Source organism: Rodentibacter heidelbergensis (assembly GCF_002000125.1).
Taxonomy (GTDB): Bacteria; Pseudomonadota; Gammaproteobacteria; order Enterobacterales; family Pasteurellaceae; genus Rodentibacter; species Rodentibacter heidelbergensis.
Genome location: NZ_MLHH01000011.1, coordinates 82,265 through 100,206, shown reverse-complemented (window position 1 = coordinate 100,206; position 17,942 = coordinate 82,265). Strand labels below are relative to the sequence as shown.

At 40.9% G+C, this 17,942-nt stretch carries 16 protein-coding genes and 1 pseudogene; 5 read left to right on the top strand and 12 right to left on the bottom strand.

The features are described from left to right. Positions 1–140: 140 nt before the first annotated feature. Positions 141–1,547 (top strand): annotated as a pseudogene (locus tag BKK48_RS05940) (molybdopterin-dependent oxidoreductase); the annotation flags it as partial. 95 nt (positions 1,548–1,642) lie between these two features. Here BKK48_RS05940 and BKK48_RS05935 read toward each other — a convergent pair. The 5 genes from BKK48_RS05935 to ulaG all read right to left on the bottom strand — a co-directional run bounded on the left by BKK48_RS05935 (position 1,643) and on the right by ulaG (position 6,089). Beyond that, complete coding sequence (locus tag BKK48_RS05935; protein ID WP_077427226.1) at positions 1,643–2,461, bottom strand: pyridoxal phosphatase; 819 nt, start codon at positions 2,459–2,461, stop codon at positions 1,643–1,645. A gap of 58 nt (positions 2,462–2,519) precedes the next feature. Further along, on the bottom strand, positions 2,520–3,212 hold the full coding sequence (araD, locus tag BKK48_RS05930) for an L-ribulose-5-phosphate 4-epimerase (RefSeq protein WP_077427225.1): 693 nt from the start codon (positions 3,210–3,212) through the stop codon (positions 2,520–2,522). Next, positions 3,206–4,066: an L-ribulose-5-phosphate 3-epimerase gene (locus tag BKK48_RS05925; RefSeq protein WP_077427224.1), complete on the bottom strand. Its 861-nt coding sequence runs from the start codon at positions 4,064–4,066 to the stop codon at positions 3,206–3,208. The genes araD and BKK48_RS05925 overlap by 7 nt, the downstream gene beginning before the upstream one ends. Before the next feature lie 93 nt (positions 4,067–4,159). Continuing rightward, complete coding sequence (ulaR, locus tag BKK48_RS05920) at positions 4,160–4,906, bottom strand: HTH-type transcriptional regulator UlaR (RefSeq protein ID WP_077427223.1); 747 nt, start codon at positions 4,904–4,906, stop codon at positions 4,160–4,162. 91 nt (positions 4,907–4,997) lie between these two features. Further along, positions 4,998–6,089 (bottom strand): L-ascorbate 6-phosphate lactonase, encoded by a 1,092-nt coding sequence (ulaG, locus tag BKK48_RS05915; RefSeq protein ID WP_077427222.1) that lies wholly within the window; start codon positions 6,087–6,089, stop codon positions 4,998–5,000. Positions 6,090–6,441: 352 nt separating this feature from the next. On the opposite strand from ulaG, the gene BKK48_RS05910 reads away from it, so the two are divergent. From BKK48_RS05910 to BKK48_RS05900, 3 genes are all read left to right on the top strand, one after another. Further along, complete coding sequence (locus tag BKK48_RS05910; protein WP_077427221.1) at positions 6,442–8,253, top strand: PTS ascorbate-specific subunit IIBC; 1,812 nt, start codon at positions 6,442–6,444, stop codon at positions 8,251–8,253. Positions 8,254–8,328: 75 nt separating this feature from the next. Then, positions 8,329–8,796, top strand: coding sequence for a PTS sugar transporter subunit IIA (locus tag BKK48_RS05905; RefSeq protein ID WP_077427220.1), 468 nt, complete (start codon positions 8,329–8,331; stop codon positions 8,794–8,796). A 71-nt stretch (positions 8,797–8,867) separates the two neighbouring features. After that, positions 8,868–9,548 carry a 3-keto-L-gulonate-6-phosphate decarboxylase UlaD gene (locus BKK48_RS05900; protein WP_077427219.1) on the top strand — a complete coding sequence of 227 codons (681 nt, stop codon included), beginning with the start codon at positions 8,868–8,870 and terminating at the stop codon, positions 9,546–9,548. Positions 9,549–9,805: 257 nt separating this feature from the next. Here the strand turns inward: BKK48_RS05900 and BKK48_RS05895 are convergent, their stop codons facing one another. The 3 genes from BKK48_RS05895 to BKK48_RS05885 are packed head-to-tail and all read right to left on the bottom strand — an operon-like array spanning position 9,806 to position 11,163. After that, positions 9,806–10,270 carry an outer membrane lipoprotein gene (locus BKK48_RS05895; RefSeq protein WP_077427240.1) on the bottom strand — a complete coding sequence of 155 codons (465 nt, stop codon included), beginning with the start codon at positions 10,268–10,270 and terminating at the stop codon, positions 9,806–9,808. Positions 10,271–10,289: 19 nt separating this feature from the next. Beyond that, complete coding sequence (locus BKK48_RS05890; protein ID WP_077427218.1) at positions 10,290–10,589, bottom strand: hypothetical protein; 300 nt, start codon at positions 10,587–10,589, stop codon at positions 10,290–10,292. 4 nt (positions 10,590–10,593) lie between these two features. Continuing rightward, positions 10,594–11,163: a VOC family protein gene (locus BKK48_RS05885; protein WP_077427217.1), complete on the bottom strand. Its 570-nt coding sequence runs from the start codon at positions 11,161–11,163 to the stop codon at positions 10,594–10,596. 79 nt (positions 11,164–11,242) lie between these two features. Between BKK48_RS05885 and argS the strand changes: the two genes are divergently transcribed. Then, positions 11,243–12,976: an arginine--tRNA ligase gene (gene argS, locus BKK48_RS05880; RefSeq protein ID WP_077427216.1), complete on the top strand. Its 1,734-nt coding sequence runs from the start codon at positions 11,243–11,245 to the stop codon at positions 12,974–12,976. Positions 12,977–13,012: 36 nt separating this feature from the next. Here argS and BKK48_RS05875 read toward each other — a convergent pair whose 3' ends face one another. The 4 genes from BKK48_RS05875 to prc form a co-directional block, all read right to left on the bottom strand. Continuing rightward, on the bottom strand, positions 13,013–13,639 hold the full coding sequence (locus BKK48_RS05875; protein WP_077427215.1) for an MBL fold metallo-hydrolase: 627 nt from the start codon (positions 13,637–13,639) through the stop codon (positions 13,013–13,015). Between the two features lie 58 nt (positions 13,640–13,697). After that, complete coding sequence (gene mepK / locus BKK48_RS05870; protein ID WP_077427214.1) at positions 13,698–14,258, bottom strand: peptidoglycan L,D-endopeptidase MepK; 561 nt, start codon at positions 14,256–14,258, stop codon at positions 13,698–13,700. Positions 14,259–14,327: 69 nt separating this feature from the next. Beyond that, the gene (locus BKK48_RS05865) at positions 14,328–15,788 is read right to left on the bottom strand and encodes a L,D-transpeptidase family protein (protein WP_077427213.1); all 1,461 of its coding nucleotides are present in this window, start codon (positions 15,786–15,788) and stop codon (positions 14,328–14,330) included. A 108-nt stretch (positions 15,789–15,896) separates the two neighbouring features. After that, positions 15,897–17,924 carry a carboxy terminal-processing peptidase gene (gene prc, locus BKK48_RS05860; protein ID WP_077427239.1) on the bottom strand — a complete coding sequence of 676 codons (2,028 nt, stop codon included), beginning with the start codon at positions 17,922–17,924 and terminating at the stop codon, positions 15,897–15,899. Between the last annotated feature and the right edge of the window lie 18 nt (positions 17,925–17,942).

Below are 17,942 nucleotides of genomic sequence, written 5' to 3'. Positions count from 1 at the left end.
TCTCCACGCAAAACTGTTTGATATTAGTGAATAAAACTATTCAATAATAATAAACAAAACTATTTGATAATAATGAACACTATTTTAATCTTAAAAAAGATTTATCTCAAATAGAAAACAGAGGAATGCTATACCTCTATCTAATGGGCGGATGGGGAATACAGCGTCAACGTCATGGGGAGCAATCCCATTGGATGTTAGTTACCTTAGCTTCTATGCTGGGACAAATCGGTTTACCGGGCGGGGGCTTTGGTTTTAGCTATCATTATGCAAACGGTGGTGTGCCAACCGCTACGGGGGGAAGAATTGGTTCAATCAGTGCCACTCCATCAGGCGGAAGCGGTGAAAAAACTTGGTTAGATGACTCGGCAAAATTTTCTTTCCCTGTGGCACGCATTGCTGATGCCTTACTCAATCCGGGCAAAACCATTGATTACAATGGCGAAAAAATTACCTATCCGGACATTAAAGTCGTCTATTGGGCGGGCGGAAATCCTTTCACCCAACACCAAAATACGAATTTATTAGTTAAAGCGTTCCAAAAACCGGAAACCGTTATCGTCAATGAAGTGAACTGGACGCCAACAGCCCGCATGGCCGATATTGTTTTGCCGGCAACCACAAGTTATGAACGCAATGACTTAACCATGGGCGGGGATTATTCTATGTTTGCGGTGTACCCAATGAAACAAGTGGTACCACCACAATTTGAAGCGAAAAACGATTTCGATATTTTTGCTGAACTGGCTAAACGTGCCGGTAAAGAGGAGGAATTTACCGAAGGCAAAACAGAAATGGAATGGCTGGAGGGCTTTTATCAAACCGCTTTCACAAGCGCTCGTCAAAACCGTGTTGCGATGCCTCGCTTTGAACGCTTCTGGGAAGAAAACAAACCTTTCCTATTTGAAGCCAATGAAGCGGCAAAAAAATGGGTACGCTATGCTGAATTCCGTGAAGATCCGTTACTCAACCCGCTTGGCACACCATCAGGCAAAATTGAGATTTACTCCGATGTGGTGGCGAAGATGAATTATGATGATTGCAAAGGCCACCCAACCTGGATGGAGCCGGAAGAATTTGCCGGTAATCGTACGGAAGAACACCCTCTTGCCTTAGTCACACCTCATGCCTACTATCGTTTACACAGCCAATTGGCTCATACGTCATTGCGTCAAAAATATGCGGTGAATGATCGTGAACCGGTCTTAATTCATCCAGAAGATGCCAAAGCCCGAGGTATTGCAGATGGTGATATTGTGCGTATCCATAATGCACGAGGTCAGGTGTTAGCGGGAGCGGTTGTCACGGAAGGGATCATTCAAGGAACCTTAGGGCTTCATGAGGGGGCTTGGTACGATCCTGCCGATCTCGGCGAAAGTGAGAAACCACTGTGTAAAAACGGTAGCCCAAATGTGCTGACCCGTGATGAAGGCACGTCTAAATTAGCCCAAGGTAACTCACCGAATACTTGTCTTGTACAAGTCGAGAAATTCACAGGCGTGGCACCGGAAGTCACCGTGTTTAAACAGCCTAAATATTCGGTATAATCTCCTTTCCTTTTGAGGGCAGATCAAAGTGCGGCCAATTTTGGCCGCACTTTTTATGGAGGAATAAGAAAGAATAAAAAAGATAAAAATGGCAATTAGCCTGATAGCGCCTCTTTTAACACTTGTGCAATACCACTCTCATTATTTGATGTGGTGACTAATTTGGCCTGTGATTTTACTTCTTCTTCCGCATTGCCCATGGCAACGCCTAATCCCACTACCGTTAACATACTGATGTCATTATGATTATCACCAAATGCGATCACCTCTTTCGGATCGATCCCCCAGTTTTTCAATAAAGCCAACAATCTTCCGCCTTTTGTATTCCCGGCATTAGCAATATCAACACGATCCACCCACGACCACTCACAACTAAACTGAGAAACCGGCAGCTCTTTCACTACATCATTCATGATCGCTTTATTCTCTGCACTAATAACACATTTCCAAATAGGATTATGATGATCAATCACCTCTTGGATACACGCCACTTTGCGTACATCAGGGCGAACCTCTGCCGGGCAAGTTTCCACCCATTGAAGAAATTTTTCCATATGGGGATTAAGCTTCGCATAGTTCATTGAATCTCGGGAATACATCAGCAAATGGCAATGATGCTTTTCTGCCACCTCATAAATGAATTGAGCCTGCTGTTTGGAAAGCGGATTAGCAAAAGGTGTGGTATCGGTCAGCACATCATAAACATAAGTACCGTTACAACAGATAATCGGTGTATCTAAACCTAATTCACGATAATAAGGTTTAACGGCAGTATGATGTCTACCTGTCACCAACAACACCTTAATCCCCTGATTGATGGCAGATTGAATGGCCAATTTATTTTCCGGCAAAATCTGCCCTTCGGCATTTAATAACGTTCCATCAAGATCAAATGCGACCACTTTATAATTCATAGTATCCTCTCATTATGAATGAAAAAGGCGGTTAACAACCGCCCCAATATTATATTCATTATTGTCCGTAATAGGCATTTTTGCCATGTTTACGAAGATAATGTTTATCCAACAATTCTTGTTGCATTGAGCCGATATTCGGGCGAATTTGATGGGTTACAAAGTTCATATACGCCACTTCTTCCAGCACCACAGAATTATGCACGGCATCAAAGCCATCTTTTCCCCAAGTGAAAGGGCCATGAGAATGAACTAATACCCCGGGCACGGATTTCGGTTCAATATTGCGTTTACGGAAAGTTTCAACAATCACTTTACCGGTTTCCAATTCATATTCACCGGCAATTTCTTCCGGTGTCATTTTCCGGGTGCAAGGCACTGAGCCATAGAAATAATCACCTTGCGTTGTCCCTAAAGCGAGAATATCTTCACCGGCTTGCGCCCAAGCTGTCGCATGGCGGGAGTGAGTATGAACCACACCGCCAATCTCTTTAAATTGACGATAAAGCTCTAAATGGGTCGGGGTATCGGAAGACGGTTTTTTCTCTCCCCAAACACGATTGCCATTCAGATCCACAATGACAATATCATCAACCGTCATCAAATCATATTCAACACCGGAAGGTTTGATCGCCACCAAACCACTTTCACGATCAATTTCACTCACATTTCCCCAAGTGAAGGTGACTAATTGATATTTAGGTAGCTCAAGGTTTGCTTTTAATACTCTCTCTCTTAATTCTCTTAACATTGGAAACCTCCTTCTTTCATTTTTTGTTCGATCCAACGGCGAGCATTGATAATTTCTGCAATAGGTTCATCGGCTTTTTCCGTCCACATTTCAATTAAAAATGCACCACGATAATTCAATGCCGCAAGGGTTTTAAAACAAGCCACAAAATCAACACAGCCCTCGCCAAATGGTACATCACGGAACTGACCGGCACAGGTTTCGGTAACCTTATAAGTATCTTTTAAATGAATGGCGGAAATTTTATCTATACCCAGTTTAAGCTCTTCGGCAACATTATCATTCCATGCAGAAAGGTTGCCTAAATCGGGATAGACGGTAAACCAAGGGGATTTAATCAGATCGTCCCATTTTTTCCAACGGGAAATGGAACTCATAAATTGGGTATCCATAATCTCGACTGAAAGGGTCACTTGGTTACTGGCGGCAAGTTCTACAGCCCATTCTAAGCCTTGCTGAAAACGTTGAATTGTCCCTTCATCTTGTTCTTCATAATAAACATCATAACCCGCCAATTGGATAGTGCGAATGCCGGTATCAACCGCAAATTGAATCGCTTTTTCCATAATTTCATAGGCTTTTTGGCGGGTGGCTTCATCATGGCTACCAAAAGGAAAACGACGATGCCCAGATAAGCACATAGAGGGAATCGTCACCCCGGTATTAACAATGGCTTTTACTAATTTTAACCGCTCTTTTTTGCTCCAGTCCAAACGAGCCAAACGCTCATCTGTTTCATCAATAGACATTTCAACAAAATCAAAGCCACAGGCTTTCGCAATAGACAAACGATCTTGCCAGCTGATATTTTTAGGCAGCGCTTTTTCATAGATGCCGAGTTTGTGTTTTCTCACTGAATACTCCTTTCAGTAATTGGGATAGATACGATGTTCGATTTTAAAAAACGAACAGGTTGGATAGTTTATTTTAATCGCTTTTTTAACTCACTAAACAAGCATTACCGATAAACCTTTTTCTTTTAGCGCTTGGATAAACGCCGGTTCTGCATTTTTGCCGGTAATTAATAAATCAATATCTTTCAATTGAGTAAATAGCATACCGACTTGTTGTCCTAATTTTGTGCTATCCAGCAAAACCACATATTTCCCCGCCTTGGCAGACAATCTTTGCTCGGAATTAGCAATAATCATATCGGTTTTATACAACCCTTCGGTCGTAAAGCCTTTACCGCTGGTAAACATGATATTAGCGGCATAAGGACTTTCATTTTGATTGAGGGAAAGGGTAATCGCTTTGTTACGATTATACTGCCCCCCCATAATCACAATATCTTCGTGATTGTTTTCGATAAGTTTATGGGCAAGTGGGATAAAGTTAGTAATGATCTGTAATTTTCTTCCACACAAATAATCGCCCAACATTTGCATTGTTGAGCCACAAGTTAAAATGATTGAATCCCCATCTTGGCATAATTGACTTGCCGCTTGCGCGATACGCTGTTTTTCATCAATATTATGAATAACCGAACGAGCTTGATAATCCGAAGAAAACGAGGCAATTGCCTCCGCTCCATTGCGTACTTTTTTTAATCGCCCTTGTTGGGCTAATTTATTAATATCCCGTCTTGCCGTAGCGGGTGAAATGCCGAGTTCTTCAATAATTTCTGAGGTAGAAAGCGCTTCCTTTTCAGCCAACAACTGTAAAAGTCGCCGATGGCGATAATTTTCGTTCATTATACTTTCCTTGCACTGATATTTCTTCGATTATGACGCTAATAATGAACAAAAAATCAGCCACCTTCAAGTGAAAAGGTGGCTTTTTTTGTTATAACATGGATTTAAATTGAATATTTGGTTCATGCTCAAAACAATCATCAAAACCACGAGGGTGATGATATTCAATTAAATCTTTATCGCGTGGGTAAACATACTTCCCGCCCACTTCCCAAATAAATGGATGGAATTGATATTGCAAGCGATCCTTACGCATTTTCCATAATTGGATAATTTCATCAGTGCTTGCCATAAAGTTTGTCCAAATATCATGATGAACCGGAATAATGACTTTACAACGTAAGCTTTCCGCCATGCGTAATAAATCAATAGATGTCATCTTATCGGCAATACCAACCGGGTTTTCACCGTAGTTGTTAAGCGCAACATCAATATCAAATTGTTTACCGTGTTTCGCAAATTGAATAGAGAAATGAGAATCCGCCCCATGATAAATATTGCCACCCGGTGTTTTAAATACATAGTTCACCGCTTTGCGTCCCATTTCTTCATCTGATGGGCAAAGCCCTGCTAGTTCACCACCCTGTTCTTCTGCTCCTTCCACCGGTAAAGTCACCAAACAAGTGCGGTCGAAAGAATCAAGCGCATGGATTTCTACATCTTTTAATTTCACCACATCGCCCGGTTTCACAACAATAATACGCTCCTCTGGCACGCCCCATTTTTTCCATAATTCTGCGCAGTGCCAAGGACCAACAAATTTCACATGATCCAATTTAGGATTATTTACAATCGCTGCCGCCACATTCACATCAATATGATCGCTGTGGTAGTGGGAAGCCAAAATAAAATCCACCTCATTAATAGCAAAGGGGTCTAACACCATTGGGGCTGCCCGTAAATTAGGTTGTAATTTACGCACCCCCGCCATATTGGCCATTTGGTGTCCACGAACCATATCTTTAACTTGCTTTGTGCTTTTTCCACGGCCACACCATAAATCCATACAAAGATTAGCGCCCCCCGGCGTTTTGATCCAAACCCCGACACAACCCAGCCACCACATGGCAAAATTGCCTTCCGGCACGACCTCTTGCTCAATTTCTTCATTTAACCACGTTCCCCATTCAGGAAATGTCGAAAGAATCCAACTTTCACGGGTAATTTCTTGAATTTTGCTCATACTTAACTCCTTTCGGTCATCAAAATAATCAAAAGAAATCATATCAAATCATTTTAAGTTGTAAAATATTTTTTATGAAATTTGTGATCAAGATCCCAATTTATTTTGGAAACTAAAGAAAACACTGATTTCACCGTAAATAACTGCAAATCCAACCCCATCACATTGAAGTCTACAAGACGGATAGGAAGAATAAAAATAAAGTGTGACACCGCTCACAAAAAATCAAATCCACTCTTTTTTATTCAAAAATAATTGTTATTATTTGCAAGATTTCTTTTCCGAGGATGTTCGGAATGAATTCAGAGGCTAAGTATTTTCCATTTTAATCAATGTCAACAGAGGTTCTGTTATGGAAACATTATTAGATTTATTTATTGTCTTTAGGGATCAAGTTCTTAACAAAGCCCCTTTACTCCTCGGTATCGTTGCCTGTATTGGCTATATTCTTCTACGCAAAGACACAACAACCGTGATTAAAGGGACAATTAAAACCATTGTCGGTTTTATGCTCGTTCAAGTCGGAGCCGGCGAATTAGTGAAAGGTTTTAAACCGATCATTGCCAAACTATCGGAATATCATGGCTTAACCGGGGCCGTCATTGACCCCTACACCAGTATGCAAGCCACCATTGAAACCATGGCAGATAATTATGCCTGGGTGGGATATGCGGTTTTACTGGCACTGGCATTAAACATTTTACTTGTGGTATTCAGACGTTTCACCGGTATTCGTACCATCATGCTCACCGGGCATATTATGTTCCAACAAGCCGGTTTGGTCGCGGTATTCTATATGCTCATTGGCGCATCCATGATGGAAACCATTATTTATACGGCGATTATCATGGCATTATACTGGGGAATTTCCTCCAACATTATGTATAAGCCAACTCAAGCCGTAACCGGTGGTGCGGGTTTCTCTATCGGACACCAACAACAAATTGCTTCTTGGATTGCCGTTCAACTTGCACCGAAACTCGGTAATAAAGAAGACAGTGTCGATAATATGAAATTGCCAAAATGGCTTCATATTTTCCACGATAGTATCTCTGCCACCGTATTAGTTATGACCGTATTCTTTGGGATTATCCTCATTTCTTTTGGTTTGGATAATTTACAAACTATGGCAGGCAAAACCCACTGGACAATTTATATTTTTGAAACAGGGCTGAAATTTGCCGTTGCCATTCAAGTGATTGTCATTGGGGTTCGGATGTTTGTTGCCGAGTTATCAGAAGCTTTCAAAGGTATTTCCGAACGTGTCATTCCTAATGCCGTGTTAGCCATTGACTGTGCGGCGATTTATGCTTTCTCACCCAATGCAATGGTCTTTGGTTTTATGTGGGGGGCAATTGGTCAATTCGTTGCAGTCGGTTTATTACTTGGTTTTGATGCTTCCGTGTTAATCATTCCTGGTTTTATCCCAATGTTCTTCTCTAATGCCACCATTGGTGTTTTTGCTAACCACTTCGGTGGCTGGCGTGCCGTGATGAAAATCTGTTTTGTAATGGGGATCATTGAAGTCTTAGGCTCTGCTTGGGTCATTCATTTACTCTCTACCCAAGGTGCAACCTTCAATGGCTGGATGGGAATGGCTGACTGGGCATTATTCTTCCCACCGGTATTGCAAGGGATTGTCAGTATTCCATTCTTCTTCTTTGTGATCTTAGCCGCCTCTTTCACCTACATGGCATTTGCCGCTAAAAAATTGCGTGCGGCTGAAGCGGCCGCTGCTGCTGCCGGTAAAACCCTTGAGCAAATGGATGGCTATAATTTTGATGGCAACGAAGAAGTCACCGTTTCTCAAGAAAACCAAAGTGAAAGTGCGGTCAAAACCGATGAACTTTCTGGCGAAAGCGTAAAACCTGTGCGTATTCTTGCCGTCTGTGGTTCCGGTCAAGGATCTTCGATGATGATGAAAATGAAGATTAAGGGCTATTTAGACAAACGTGGTATTCCAAATATTATGGATTCTTGCGCAGTCACCGATTATAAAGGAAAATTGGACAGCACCGATATTATCGTTTCGTCTAAACATTTATCCGATGAAATCCAAGTGGGTGAAGGTAAATTTGTATTGGGTGTACAAAATATGCTTAACCCGAACTCTTTTGGTGATGAATTAATCGAATTAATTCGTAAATTCCAAAATAACAACTAATTACCTACGAAAGTGCGGTCAATTTTCACGGGGAATTCACCGCACACCTTTTACACCATCGTTGAGGATATCAATATGTTAAAAGAATCACTTATCGCAAACCATTCTATAAAACTCAACCAAACGGCAACGGATTGGAAAAGCGCAATAAAAATCGGTACAGATTTACTAGAAGCCTCCGGTGCCATTGAACCTCGTTATTATGATACGATTATCAGCAATATCGAAAAAATGGGGCCTTATATCATTTTAGCACCGGGTCTTGCCATGCCGCATGCCCGTCCTGAAGAGGGGGTGATTAAAACCGCATTTGCTTTAGTAACCTTAAAAGAACCCATTTACTTTGAAGGCGAAGATGATCCGGTTTATGTTTTGATTACCCTTGCAGGAAGCGATTCCGATCAGCATATGCAAGGCTTAATGGAAATTACACAAGTGCTTGATGATCCAGATAGTGATGATGGCGTAGATTTAAATCGTTTCCGCCACTGCAACAGTGCCGATGAAGTTTATGCGGCAATTGATAAAGCATTAAATGGCTGATCTTATTTAAAAGTGCGGTTAAAATTGACCGCACTTTTCCCGATTTCAATTCAACAGAAGGAATAATCACGATGTCTAAACCCTTATTACAAATTGCACTGGACTCCCTTTCTTTAGAAAAAGCAGTCGCTGATGCTAAACAAGCAGAAGATTTAGTCGAAATCATCGAAGTGGGCACTATTCTCGCTTGTGCAGAAGGAATGAAAGCGGTTAGCACACTGCGGGCTTTACATCCAAACCATATTATTGTGTGCGATTTAAAAACTACTGACGGTGGCGCTATTTTGGCTAAAATGGCATTTGAAGCCGGCGCTGACTGGCTCACGGTTTCTGCTGCTGCACACCCTGCTACAAAAGCAGCCTGTAAAAAAGTGGCAGATGACTTCAATGCGGCTCACCCTGAATTAAAAGTGAAAAAAGAAATTCAAATTGAGATCTACGGTAACTGGACTGTGGAAAAAGATGCCAAAGAATGGGTGGATTTAGGCGTAACACAGGCAATTTATCATCGCTCTCGTGATGCTGAATTAGCGGGTAAAGGTTGGACACCCGAAGATGTCGAGTTAATGAAAAAATTATCAGACATCGGATTAGCCCTTTCCATTACAGGCGGAATTGTGCCTGAAGATATTCATCTGTTCAAAGCGATCAAAAATGCGAAAGCCTTTATTGCCGGTCGTGCATTAGTGGGAGAAAAAGGCAAAGCAACGGCAGAAGCTATCCGTGCTGAAATCGACAAATATTGGGCATAATCGCTTAGCATTGCCTTTTAAATGGCGTTAAATCTGTTAAAAAATCGAATAAATCAATCTTTATTCGATTTTTTATTTGCTCATTTTCCCTCTCCCAATGGATCTTAACGGCTATCCTTTAAGCATTTAAGGTGACAACTAACGAAAACACCAAGCCACACTTTATCCCCCAAAAGTGCGGTCCGTTTTTTAGAAGATTTTAAAAGATAAAAAGCGAACACAGGGTTCGCTTTTTAAAGATAAAATAAGATTAATGTTTAGTTAATAACAGAAACATTTAATGATGAGCCACCAACAATTTGAACACGTTTACCTGCGACAAATTTAGGATCCGCTTTTTGGACAACAACAATTGTCTTACCATCATCTTTTTTAATCACAAGTTCCGCACCGTTAACTTGGCTGGCGTTTTCTTCAATTTTGCTACCAACCACAGCGCCTGCAATAGCCCCCACTGCCGTTGCGATGGCTTTCCCTGTACCGCCGCCTACGGCGCTACCGGCAACACCACCAAGCACACCACCGCCCACTGTACCGATTACACCTTGGTTATCCGCTTGAATTTTTACCGGACGAACGGAAACCAATGTACCGTAACTAATTGAACGTGCTTCTTTTGCTTGATCGGCAGAATAAACATCGCCACTAAAAATATCAGTATTCGCACAACCTGTTACACCGAGGGCAACAATAAGTGCTAATGCTACTGTCATTTTTTTCATCATTAACCAACCTTATCGATTAAATTGGGTTTCTTGGAGACCAAGTTGAAATATTTTTTAAACCATTGCCGTTGTCTGATACTTTCACACAAGCACCCACAACAAGGGTTGAATCATAGGCATGAGTGACAGTTTCAACTTCGCCTTCTTGCTTGTATGAGCAGTTATTTTTACGGATAGTTAATTGAAGGTTTTCACCTTGCATTTGGCTAAAAATAACCTGGCCTTTATATGCGCTTTCATCTTTTTGGTTATTTGATGAACAAGCGGCTAAACCTAAACTCAGTAGAACAGTTAATGCAAGAGTCATCTTTTTCATTATGCTAAACCTCGAGTATTTTTTTAATTGAGTAAGGGTGAACTTTTATGCAGAAAGGGTTAGTGCTTTTATCGCGAAAACTCACTGCAATGGAAGGGTTCGGTAAACGTTCGCCTTCAACTTTAGGTTCACTGACTTTTATTGTTAATTGATTTAAATGTTGCCATAAAAATTGTTGTTGGATTCTTGCTATCCACGCCTCTGTGGATTCATTTGCAAGAAAAGGCATTACAACTTCAATATGTTCCCAACTTTCTTGGGGATATTGTTTATTTTTAGGAAACGGTAATTCAATAACATCAACAAACTGCCCGGCAAAGGCAAGCGGTCTTTCTAACTGAATTAAATAGATAGGCCGCCCATTGACGATATTATCGGACAAAATTCTACCGTACTTTAATAATGCTGTCAGCCAAATTTTTGCATTTTGCTCATGATTTACCCTCAAGGCAATATGGTCAATCTCATAATCGCTTAAATTGAGTGTCATGACAGAAGCAAGTTGTTGAATTTTTTCCTCAAAATGCGTTAATTCATGCCAAAGTACGGTCAAATTTTCATTGAAATTTGTCATATTCTCCCTTTGAGAAATACATAAAGAACGCTATCATAGCCGAATATTTTTACTATTCAAATTTAACGTAGGAAAAACTGTGAATATTCAATCTATTTTATCCGACAAGATTAAACAGGCGATGATCCAAGCCGGGGCCGATGAATCCTCTGATGCCCTAGTGCGTCAATCAACTAAACCTCAATTTGGTGATTATCAGGCCAATGGTATTATGGCGGTCGCCAAAAAATTAGGCTTAAATCCCCGTGAATTTGCCGAAAAAGTACTAGAGAATGCGGATTTATCCGATATTGCAGAAAAATTAGAAATTGCCGGCCCAGGTTTTATCAATATTTTCCTTAATCCGGATTGGCTTGCCAAAGCGATCTCCGCCTCTCTTGCCCAACCTCATTTAGGTGTTCAAGCCAAGGAAAAACAAACTATTGTTATTGATTATTCCTCACCCAACGTGGCAAAAGAAATGCATGTGGGCCATCTTCGCTCTACGATTATCGGCGATGCCGTTGCCCGTACTCTCGAATTTTTAGGGCATCATGTTATTCGGGCAAACCATGTGGGGGATTGGGGAACGCAATTTGGTATGCTCATTGCTTATCTTGAAAAAATGCAAAATGAGCAGGCCAATGAGATGGCATTGCAAGATTTAGAAGCCTTCTATCGTGAAGCCAAAAAATGTTATGACGAGGATGAAGCATTTGCCGAGAAAGCACGTCATTATGTGGTGAAATTACAAGGTGGCGACCCTTACTGTCTTTCCATGTGGAAACGTTTAGTGGATATCACCATGCAGCAAAACCAACATAATTATGATCGCTTAAATGTCACCTTAACAGAAAAAGATGTGATGGGTGAAAGCCTGTACAATCCTATGTTGCCAAGCATTGTTGAAGATTTGAAAAAACAAGGGTTAGCCGTTGAAGATGAGGGAGCCTTTGTGGTGTATTTAGAAGAATTCAAAAATAAAGAAGGCGAACCCATGGGTGTCATTGTGCAGAAAAAAGACGGGGGCTTTCTATACACCACAACCGATATTGCTGCCGCAAAATACCGTTACGAAACCTTAAAAGCCGATCGAGCCCTTGTCTTCTCAGATACCCGTCAAAGCCAACATATGCAACAGGCTTGGCTTATTACCCGTAAGGCAGGCTATGTTCCAGATAGTTTCTCCTTGGAACACAAAAACTTCGGAATGATGCTGGGTAAAGATGGCAAACCCTTTAAAACCCGTACCGGCGGCACGGTAAAATTGGCGGATTTATTAGATGAAGCCATTGAGCGGGCAACCACACTAATCAATGAAAAAAATAGTTCACTCTCTGAAGCTGAAAAAGCAGCCGTGATTGAAGCGGTGGGAATTGGCTCAGTAAAATATGCCGATCTTTCTAAAAATCGTACTACCGATTATGTGTTTGATTGGGACAATATGCTCAGCTTTGAAGGCAATACCGCCCCTTATATGCAATATGCCTACACCCGTATTCGTTCAATTTTCAATAAAACGGATGTAGATATGAGCGCACTTTCTGATGCAGAAATCATTCTCGACAATGAAAAAGAACGGGCGCTTGCCATTAAATTACTGCAATTTGAAGAAGCCGTACAAACCGTCGGTAAAGAAGGCACGCCTCATGTACTCTGTGCCTATTTATATGAATTGGCCGGCGTATTTTCTTCTTTTTATGAACATTGCCCAATTTTAAATGCACAAGAAGAAAAGGTGAAATTAAGCCGTTTGAAATTAGCTCTATTAACCGAAAAAACCTTAAAACAAGGCTTAACATTATTAGGTATTAAAACCGTTGAAAAAATGTAATCCTATCGAAAAAGGCGCTTAATGCGCCTTTATTTTTTACTTTAAAAAAGGATTATCGACTTTTTCTCGTCCAATCGTTGTATAAGGCCCATGACCGGCAATAATGATCATATCATCATTGAGTGTAAATAATTTCTCACGAATTGAAGAAATCAGCTGTTCATAGTTTCCACGGGGAAAATCCGTTCGTCCAATGCCCCCCTGAAATAAGACATCTCCGGTAAATGCCACTTTCTTCTCTTGTTCAATAAAGCCGATATGGCCCGGAGTGTGACCCGGTAAATGCAAAATATCAAATTGAAAATCACCTATATTGATCACTTCCCCTTCGTGTAGCCAACGATCAGGCAAAAAAGCGCTAATGTGGGGCAAGCCAAAACGCTCGGCTTGTTCCGGCAAACTTTCAAACAAAAAGCGATCCTCTTCCTGCGATCCCCAAATTTCTACCTTAAAATAGGCTTTCAATTGTTTTGCTGCACCTACATGATCAAGATGAGCATGAGTGAGCAAAATCACCTTTAAATTCAACCCCAATTCTTCAATTCGCTGGATCAGTTTTTCTGCCTCACCACCGGGATCGATAATGGCTGCATTTTTTTCATCATCCCAAATCAACGAACAATTTTGTTGAAATGCCGTTACCAGAATTATCTCAATATTCATTTTTCTCTCCTTAATAAACAAAAAACCGCACCAAAGTGCGGTTAATTTTTTCAGCGTTTTACACGCCCCGCCAAGTTCTTACCGGGCCGGTATCCACATGAACAAAATTACTACGAGGATAAAACCCTACCCCGCCATTATTCAAAGCTTCTGCCGATTGTTTCACTTTGGCAAGTGGCACACCCTCTATGCGGAAATCAATGGCCTGACCTTTCACATGGTAACTATTGCTTGCCACACCACGACTTTGACGATGACGCATTGCATTGGTTGCTGGAGAACGATAACCACAAATAATTTGGATCTCCGCGGTTTGCAAGCCTAACTGATTTTGAATACGGTAAAATTTTATAAACAAATTCGGATCCATACGATGAACCTGATTCGTTCGTTTATCACGCATGAAATAATCCAATTTCTTCAACATTGATGAGGCAATTCCCCCATTGGGTGAAAATGCTGCACTTAAACGCTCGCCGGTATTGATATTACGAAATGCCAAAATACGGGGTTTAGGCGTAGAGACCATAGCAAAAACCTGATTAGGCACCAGCGTTGCGCCCAGTACAATTCCGCCTAAAGACAGCCACTTTCGGCGGCTTTGGTTAATTTCGCTCATGATTTCTTCTCCTTTTATTTTTGTTTTTTGACTTAAAAATATTCGTATCGTTCTCCAATACCGTCAATATTACAAATATTTTTTCACTGTATGCCAATTGATGTCTTGATGACCAAATGCACCATCATATTTATAAATATCTGGTAACACTTTCACCTGACCATTATCCACCCAGGCTGTCACATAATATAAAAACACCGGATTGTCAGAACGAACATTAGCCGAAGTGGTTTTCTTACTCGCCAACACATTTTTCTTACGCTCATCCGACCAGCCCGCTTCTTTTAACAAAATACCCGCCAGTTGAGAGGACTTTTCCACCCTTACACAACCGGAGCTTAAGGCTCGATCCTTGCGTGAGAAAAGCCCATGATTTGGGGTATCATGCAGATAAATCGCATCTGAACTTGGCATATTAAATTTATAATTCCCTAAAGCGCTGTCTCCCGGTGCTTGACGAATTCGGTAAGGAAAGTGCTTGCCAATCGCATTCCAATTGATGGAATAAGGATCGATCGCATTGCCTTTACTGTCTAAAATGCTATAGCCATGTGCTGCCGCATAACCCGGATCACGTTTCAGTTTCGGTACAATATCTTCATTAACTAAACGCGTTGGTGCATTCCAAGGCGGGTTCACCACAACATTGCTTAATTTACTGTACATCACCGGTGTACGGCGCTCGTTTTTCCCTACAATCACTCGGGATTCCAGCACTAACCTACCATCACGATAATATTGTAGCTGATAGCTAGGAATATTGACGAAAATACCGTTATTAAAATCCGGGATCACACGCAAACGTTGTGCATTCACCGCCAATTTTTTACCCGTTGGCGACATACCTGAAGCAGAAATCATTGATGATAGCGCTTGAACCGTTTGCTGATAATGACTGTTCTGCGTGGATAATCCCTTAACATAACTCAAAAGTTGCTGATTTTTAACCGCACTTAGCCATTGTTGGATTTGTTCATCTGCAGGTTGTTGCGCTTTATAACTATTTGATGAATACAACCAACGCTGTGCTTGCTGGTTAATATTGGTACTGTAATAAAGGTAATCTAAAAAAGCATCACTGAGTAATACATCATAGGTTAAACCGCCTGCCTGCTCTGCTTGGCTTAACTGTTCCAAAGATTGCGCCGAGCGTTTAGAAACACCACTTGCCACCATCGCCGCATATTCACGCAAAAATTGCTTTTGAGCAGCTTTATCCTGCCATAATAAATCATATTTATTTTCCGCATAGAGTTTGGCAAGGGCCGGTTTAAACTGTAAATGTTGTTCACCGATTTCATGAATAAGTGACATTTCAAGCATTGCTTGTTTTTCTGCCGCTAAACGAGCCTGATCCTCTTTGATTTCAGCCTCTAACTTCGCTCGTTCTTCCGGTGAAAGTTTTGACATATCCACCGTTGACACAGGATTTGAGGTTGAGTTTTTTGCCCAATCCGCCAAAGCACAGCCCGATGTCATCATGGATAAAGATAATGCGACTACACCTGATTTTAATGTTCCTTTCAACATAGATGTTCCTTTAAAGATTTTATGCAATAGACCGCACTTTTCAAAAGTGCGGTCAAAATTTAATGATTTTTTACTTCTACTTTTTTATTTCTTACTGCATCTCAGCATTTATTTTTGTTGATTTCCAATTAATTTTACTAAGTCTGCCATCATTTTTTCTGCTTCTTTCAAGAAAAAGTCCGGCGCTTCGTAATCTTTTGGTAAAGCATCAATATCTTTTAACGGTTTCTTACCTTCACGTTTAAAACGTTCATTAATGTCTTTTAAACGTCTGGCATCATCCGCATCATTTTCCGCTTTACGCACTTGATAATTTAATGACATAAATTTGCGGTCACGGCGTTCATCACGAATTTTGAGATCTTCATTTAATGCAATAAATTCAGGATCTTTTGCTATACGCGCCTGATGGTTTTTCTCTAATGCCGAAATATATTGACGAACATTGCCGACTTCAGAATAAGTGGCTGCGGGGATTTTATCCCACGGAAGCGCATTATCTTCTTTTTCCTCACCATGTTCTTTCGCATCAATAATTTCCGGGAAACGGATATCTGCCGCCACGCCTTTTAACTGCGTTGAGCCTCCGTTAATACGATAAAATTTTTGAATTGTATATTGTAAAATGCCCAACGGAGTCTGATCTAAATCATAAACAAAATTCAGTGAACGACTTTGCTGTACCGTGCCTTTACCAAAGGTATTTTGCCCGATCACAATACCTCTATTGTAATCTTGCATGGCGGCGGCAAAAATTTCCGATGCCGATGCACTAAAACGGTTAATCATCACAATTAATGGGCCTTTGTATTGCTCCGCACGATCCACATCGTCATGGATCCGAATACGCTGATAAGCATCACGCACTTGCACAACAGGGCCGTCTGTAATAAATAAGCCACTTAATGCAACGGCCTCTGTCAACGCCCCACCACCGTTTTCACGCAAGTCTACAATTAAACCCTTGACTTGTTTTTTCTCAGCATTGGCTAATAATTTCTTCACATCTTCCGTTAAGCCGATATAGAAACTTGGAATTTTTATCACCCCAATGTTTTCCCCATCCACTTTCTCAACGGTTAATTTAGCCGCTTGATCTTCAATGCGAACTTTATCACGCACTAAGGTCACAATTCGTGATTTCCCACCTTTAACCGGTTCAATTTCCAAACGAACCTTCGTGCCCTTTTTACCTTTTATTTTGTCAACAATATCTTCTAAACGCCAACCAACGACATCTTCAATTTCCCCTTTTTCTTGCCCAACCCCGACAATTTTATCGCCGGCTTGCAATTTTTTACTGCGTTCAGCCGGTGCGCCCGGCACAAGGGATTTAATTGTGGTTTCGTCATCTTCTGCTTGTAGCGTTGCCCCAATGCCCTCCAAAGAGAGGTTCATACTTTCATTAAAACTTTTTGCCGTGCGGGGCGCAAGATAACTGGTATGAGGATCGATTTCACGAGCAAAGGCATTCAAATAAGTTTGAACAATATCATCTGCTTTTGTTTGCGTTAAACGGCGAATGGCTAAATTATAGCGTTTGGTAAGTTTATCTTTAATTTCTGACCATTTTTTATCTTTCAATTTTAAATTGATTACATCATTTTTTACCCGATCTTCCCAAAGACGGTTCGCCTCTTCTTCCGTTTTAGGAAAAGCTGCTTTTTCACGATCAATTTCAATTTGATCTTGGCCATTGAGGTTCGGTTCTTTGTCTAATAATGAAAGCGCATAAGCATAACGTTCATAACGGCGTTTCATCATTAAATCATAAATGGCAAAAGCCGCTGAAAGATCGCCTTGATTGAGCTGATCATCAAGTTGTGCGCCATATTTTTGACGTAATTCATCAATATCTGATTGTAAAAAAGTGTTGCGACTGTAATCTAAATTTTTAATATAGCGATCAAAAATTTTTTCAGAAAAAGCATCATCAAGCTGAAATTTACGATAATGAGATTGTGTTAAACGTGTTGTTGCACGCTTTGTCGCTAATTGATTTTCTTCTGTTGCAGAAGGAATTTGAATATCGCTTAACTTCAATTTAGGCGCAACAGCCAATCCCATACCGGAATGAAAAAGCAATGCACCTAACACTGCACCGGCTAAAATACTTTTGGACATTGTAAATTTCATTTCACCTTTCCCGATAAC

Bases quoted from the DNA above. Each gene is read 5' to 3' on its own strand.
- ulaG (WP_077427222.1), bottom strand. From the start codon at position 6,089: ATGAGCAAAATTCAAGAAATTACCCGTGAAAGTTGGATTCTTTCGACA.
- BKK48_RS05895 (WP_077427240.1), bottom strand. From the start codon at position 10,270: ATGAAAAAAATGACAGTAGCATTAGCACTTATTGTTGCCCTCGGTGTA.
- BKK48_RS05900 (WP_077427219.1), top strand. From the start codon at position 8,868: ATGTCTAAACCCTTATTACAAATTGCACTGGACTCCCTTTCTTTAGAA.
- mepK (WP_077427214.1), bottom strand. From the start codon at position 14,258: ATGAGCGAAATTAACCAAAGCCGCCGAAAGTGGCTGTCTTTAGGCGGA.
- araD (WP_077427225.1), bottom strand. From the start codon at position 3,212: ATGTTAAGAGAATTAAGAGAGAGAGTATTAAAAGCAAACCTTGAGCTA.
- BKK48_RS05885 (WP_077427217.1), bottom strand. From the start codon at position 11,163: ATGACAAATTTCAATGAAAATTTGACCGTACTTTGGCATGAATTAACG.
- BKK48_RS05890 (WP_077427218.1), bottom strand. From the start codon at position 10,589: ATGAAAAAGATGACTCTTGCATTAACTGTTCTACTGAGTTTAGGTTTA.
- ulaR (WP_077427223.1), bottom strand. From the start codon at position 4,906: ATGAACGAAAATTATCGCCATCGGCGACTTTTACAGTTGTTGGCTGAA.
- BKK48_RS05875 (WP_077427215.1), bottom strand. From the start codon at position 13,639: ATGAATATTGAGATAATTCTGGTAACGGCATTTCAACAAAATTGTTCG.
- BKK48_RS05905 (WP_077427220.1), top strand. From the start codon at position 8,329: ATGTTAAAAGAATCACTTATCGCAAACCATTCTATAAAACTCAACCAA.
- prc (WP_077427239.1), bottom strand. From the start codon at position 17,924: ATGAAATTTACAATGTCCAAAAGTATTTTAGCCGGTGCAGTGTTAGGT.
- BKK48_RS05865 (WP_077427213.1), bottom strand. From the start codon at position 15,788: ATGTTGAAAGGAACATTAAAATCAGGTGTAGTCGCATTATCTTTATCC.
- BKK48_RS05935 (WP_077427226.1), bottom strand. From the start codon at position 2,461: ATGAATTATAAAGTGGTCGCATTTGATCTTGATGGAACGTTATTAAAT.
- BKK48_RS05910 (WP_077427221.1), top strand. From the start codon at position 6,442: ATGGAAACATTATTAGATTTATTTATTGTCTTTAGGGATCAAGTTCTT.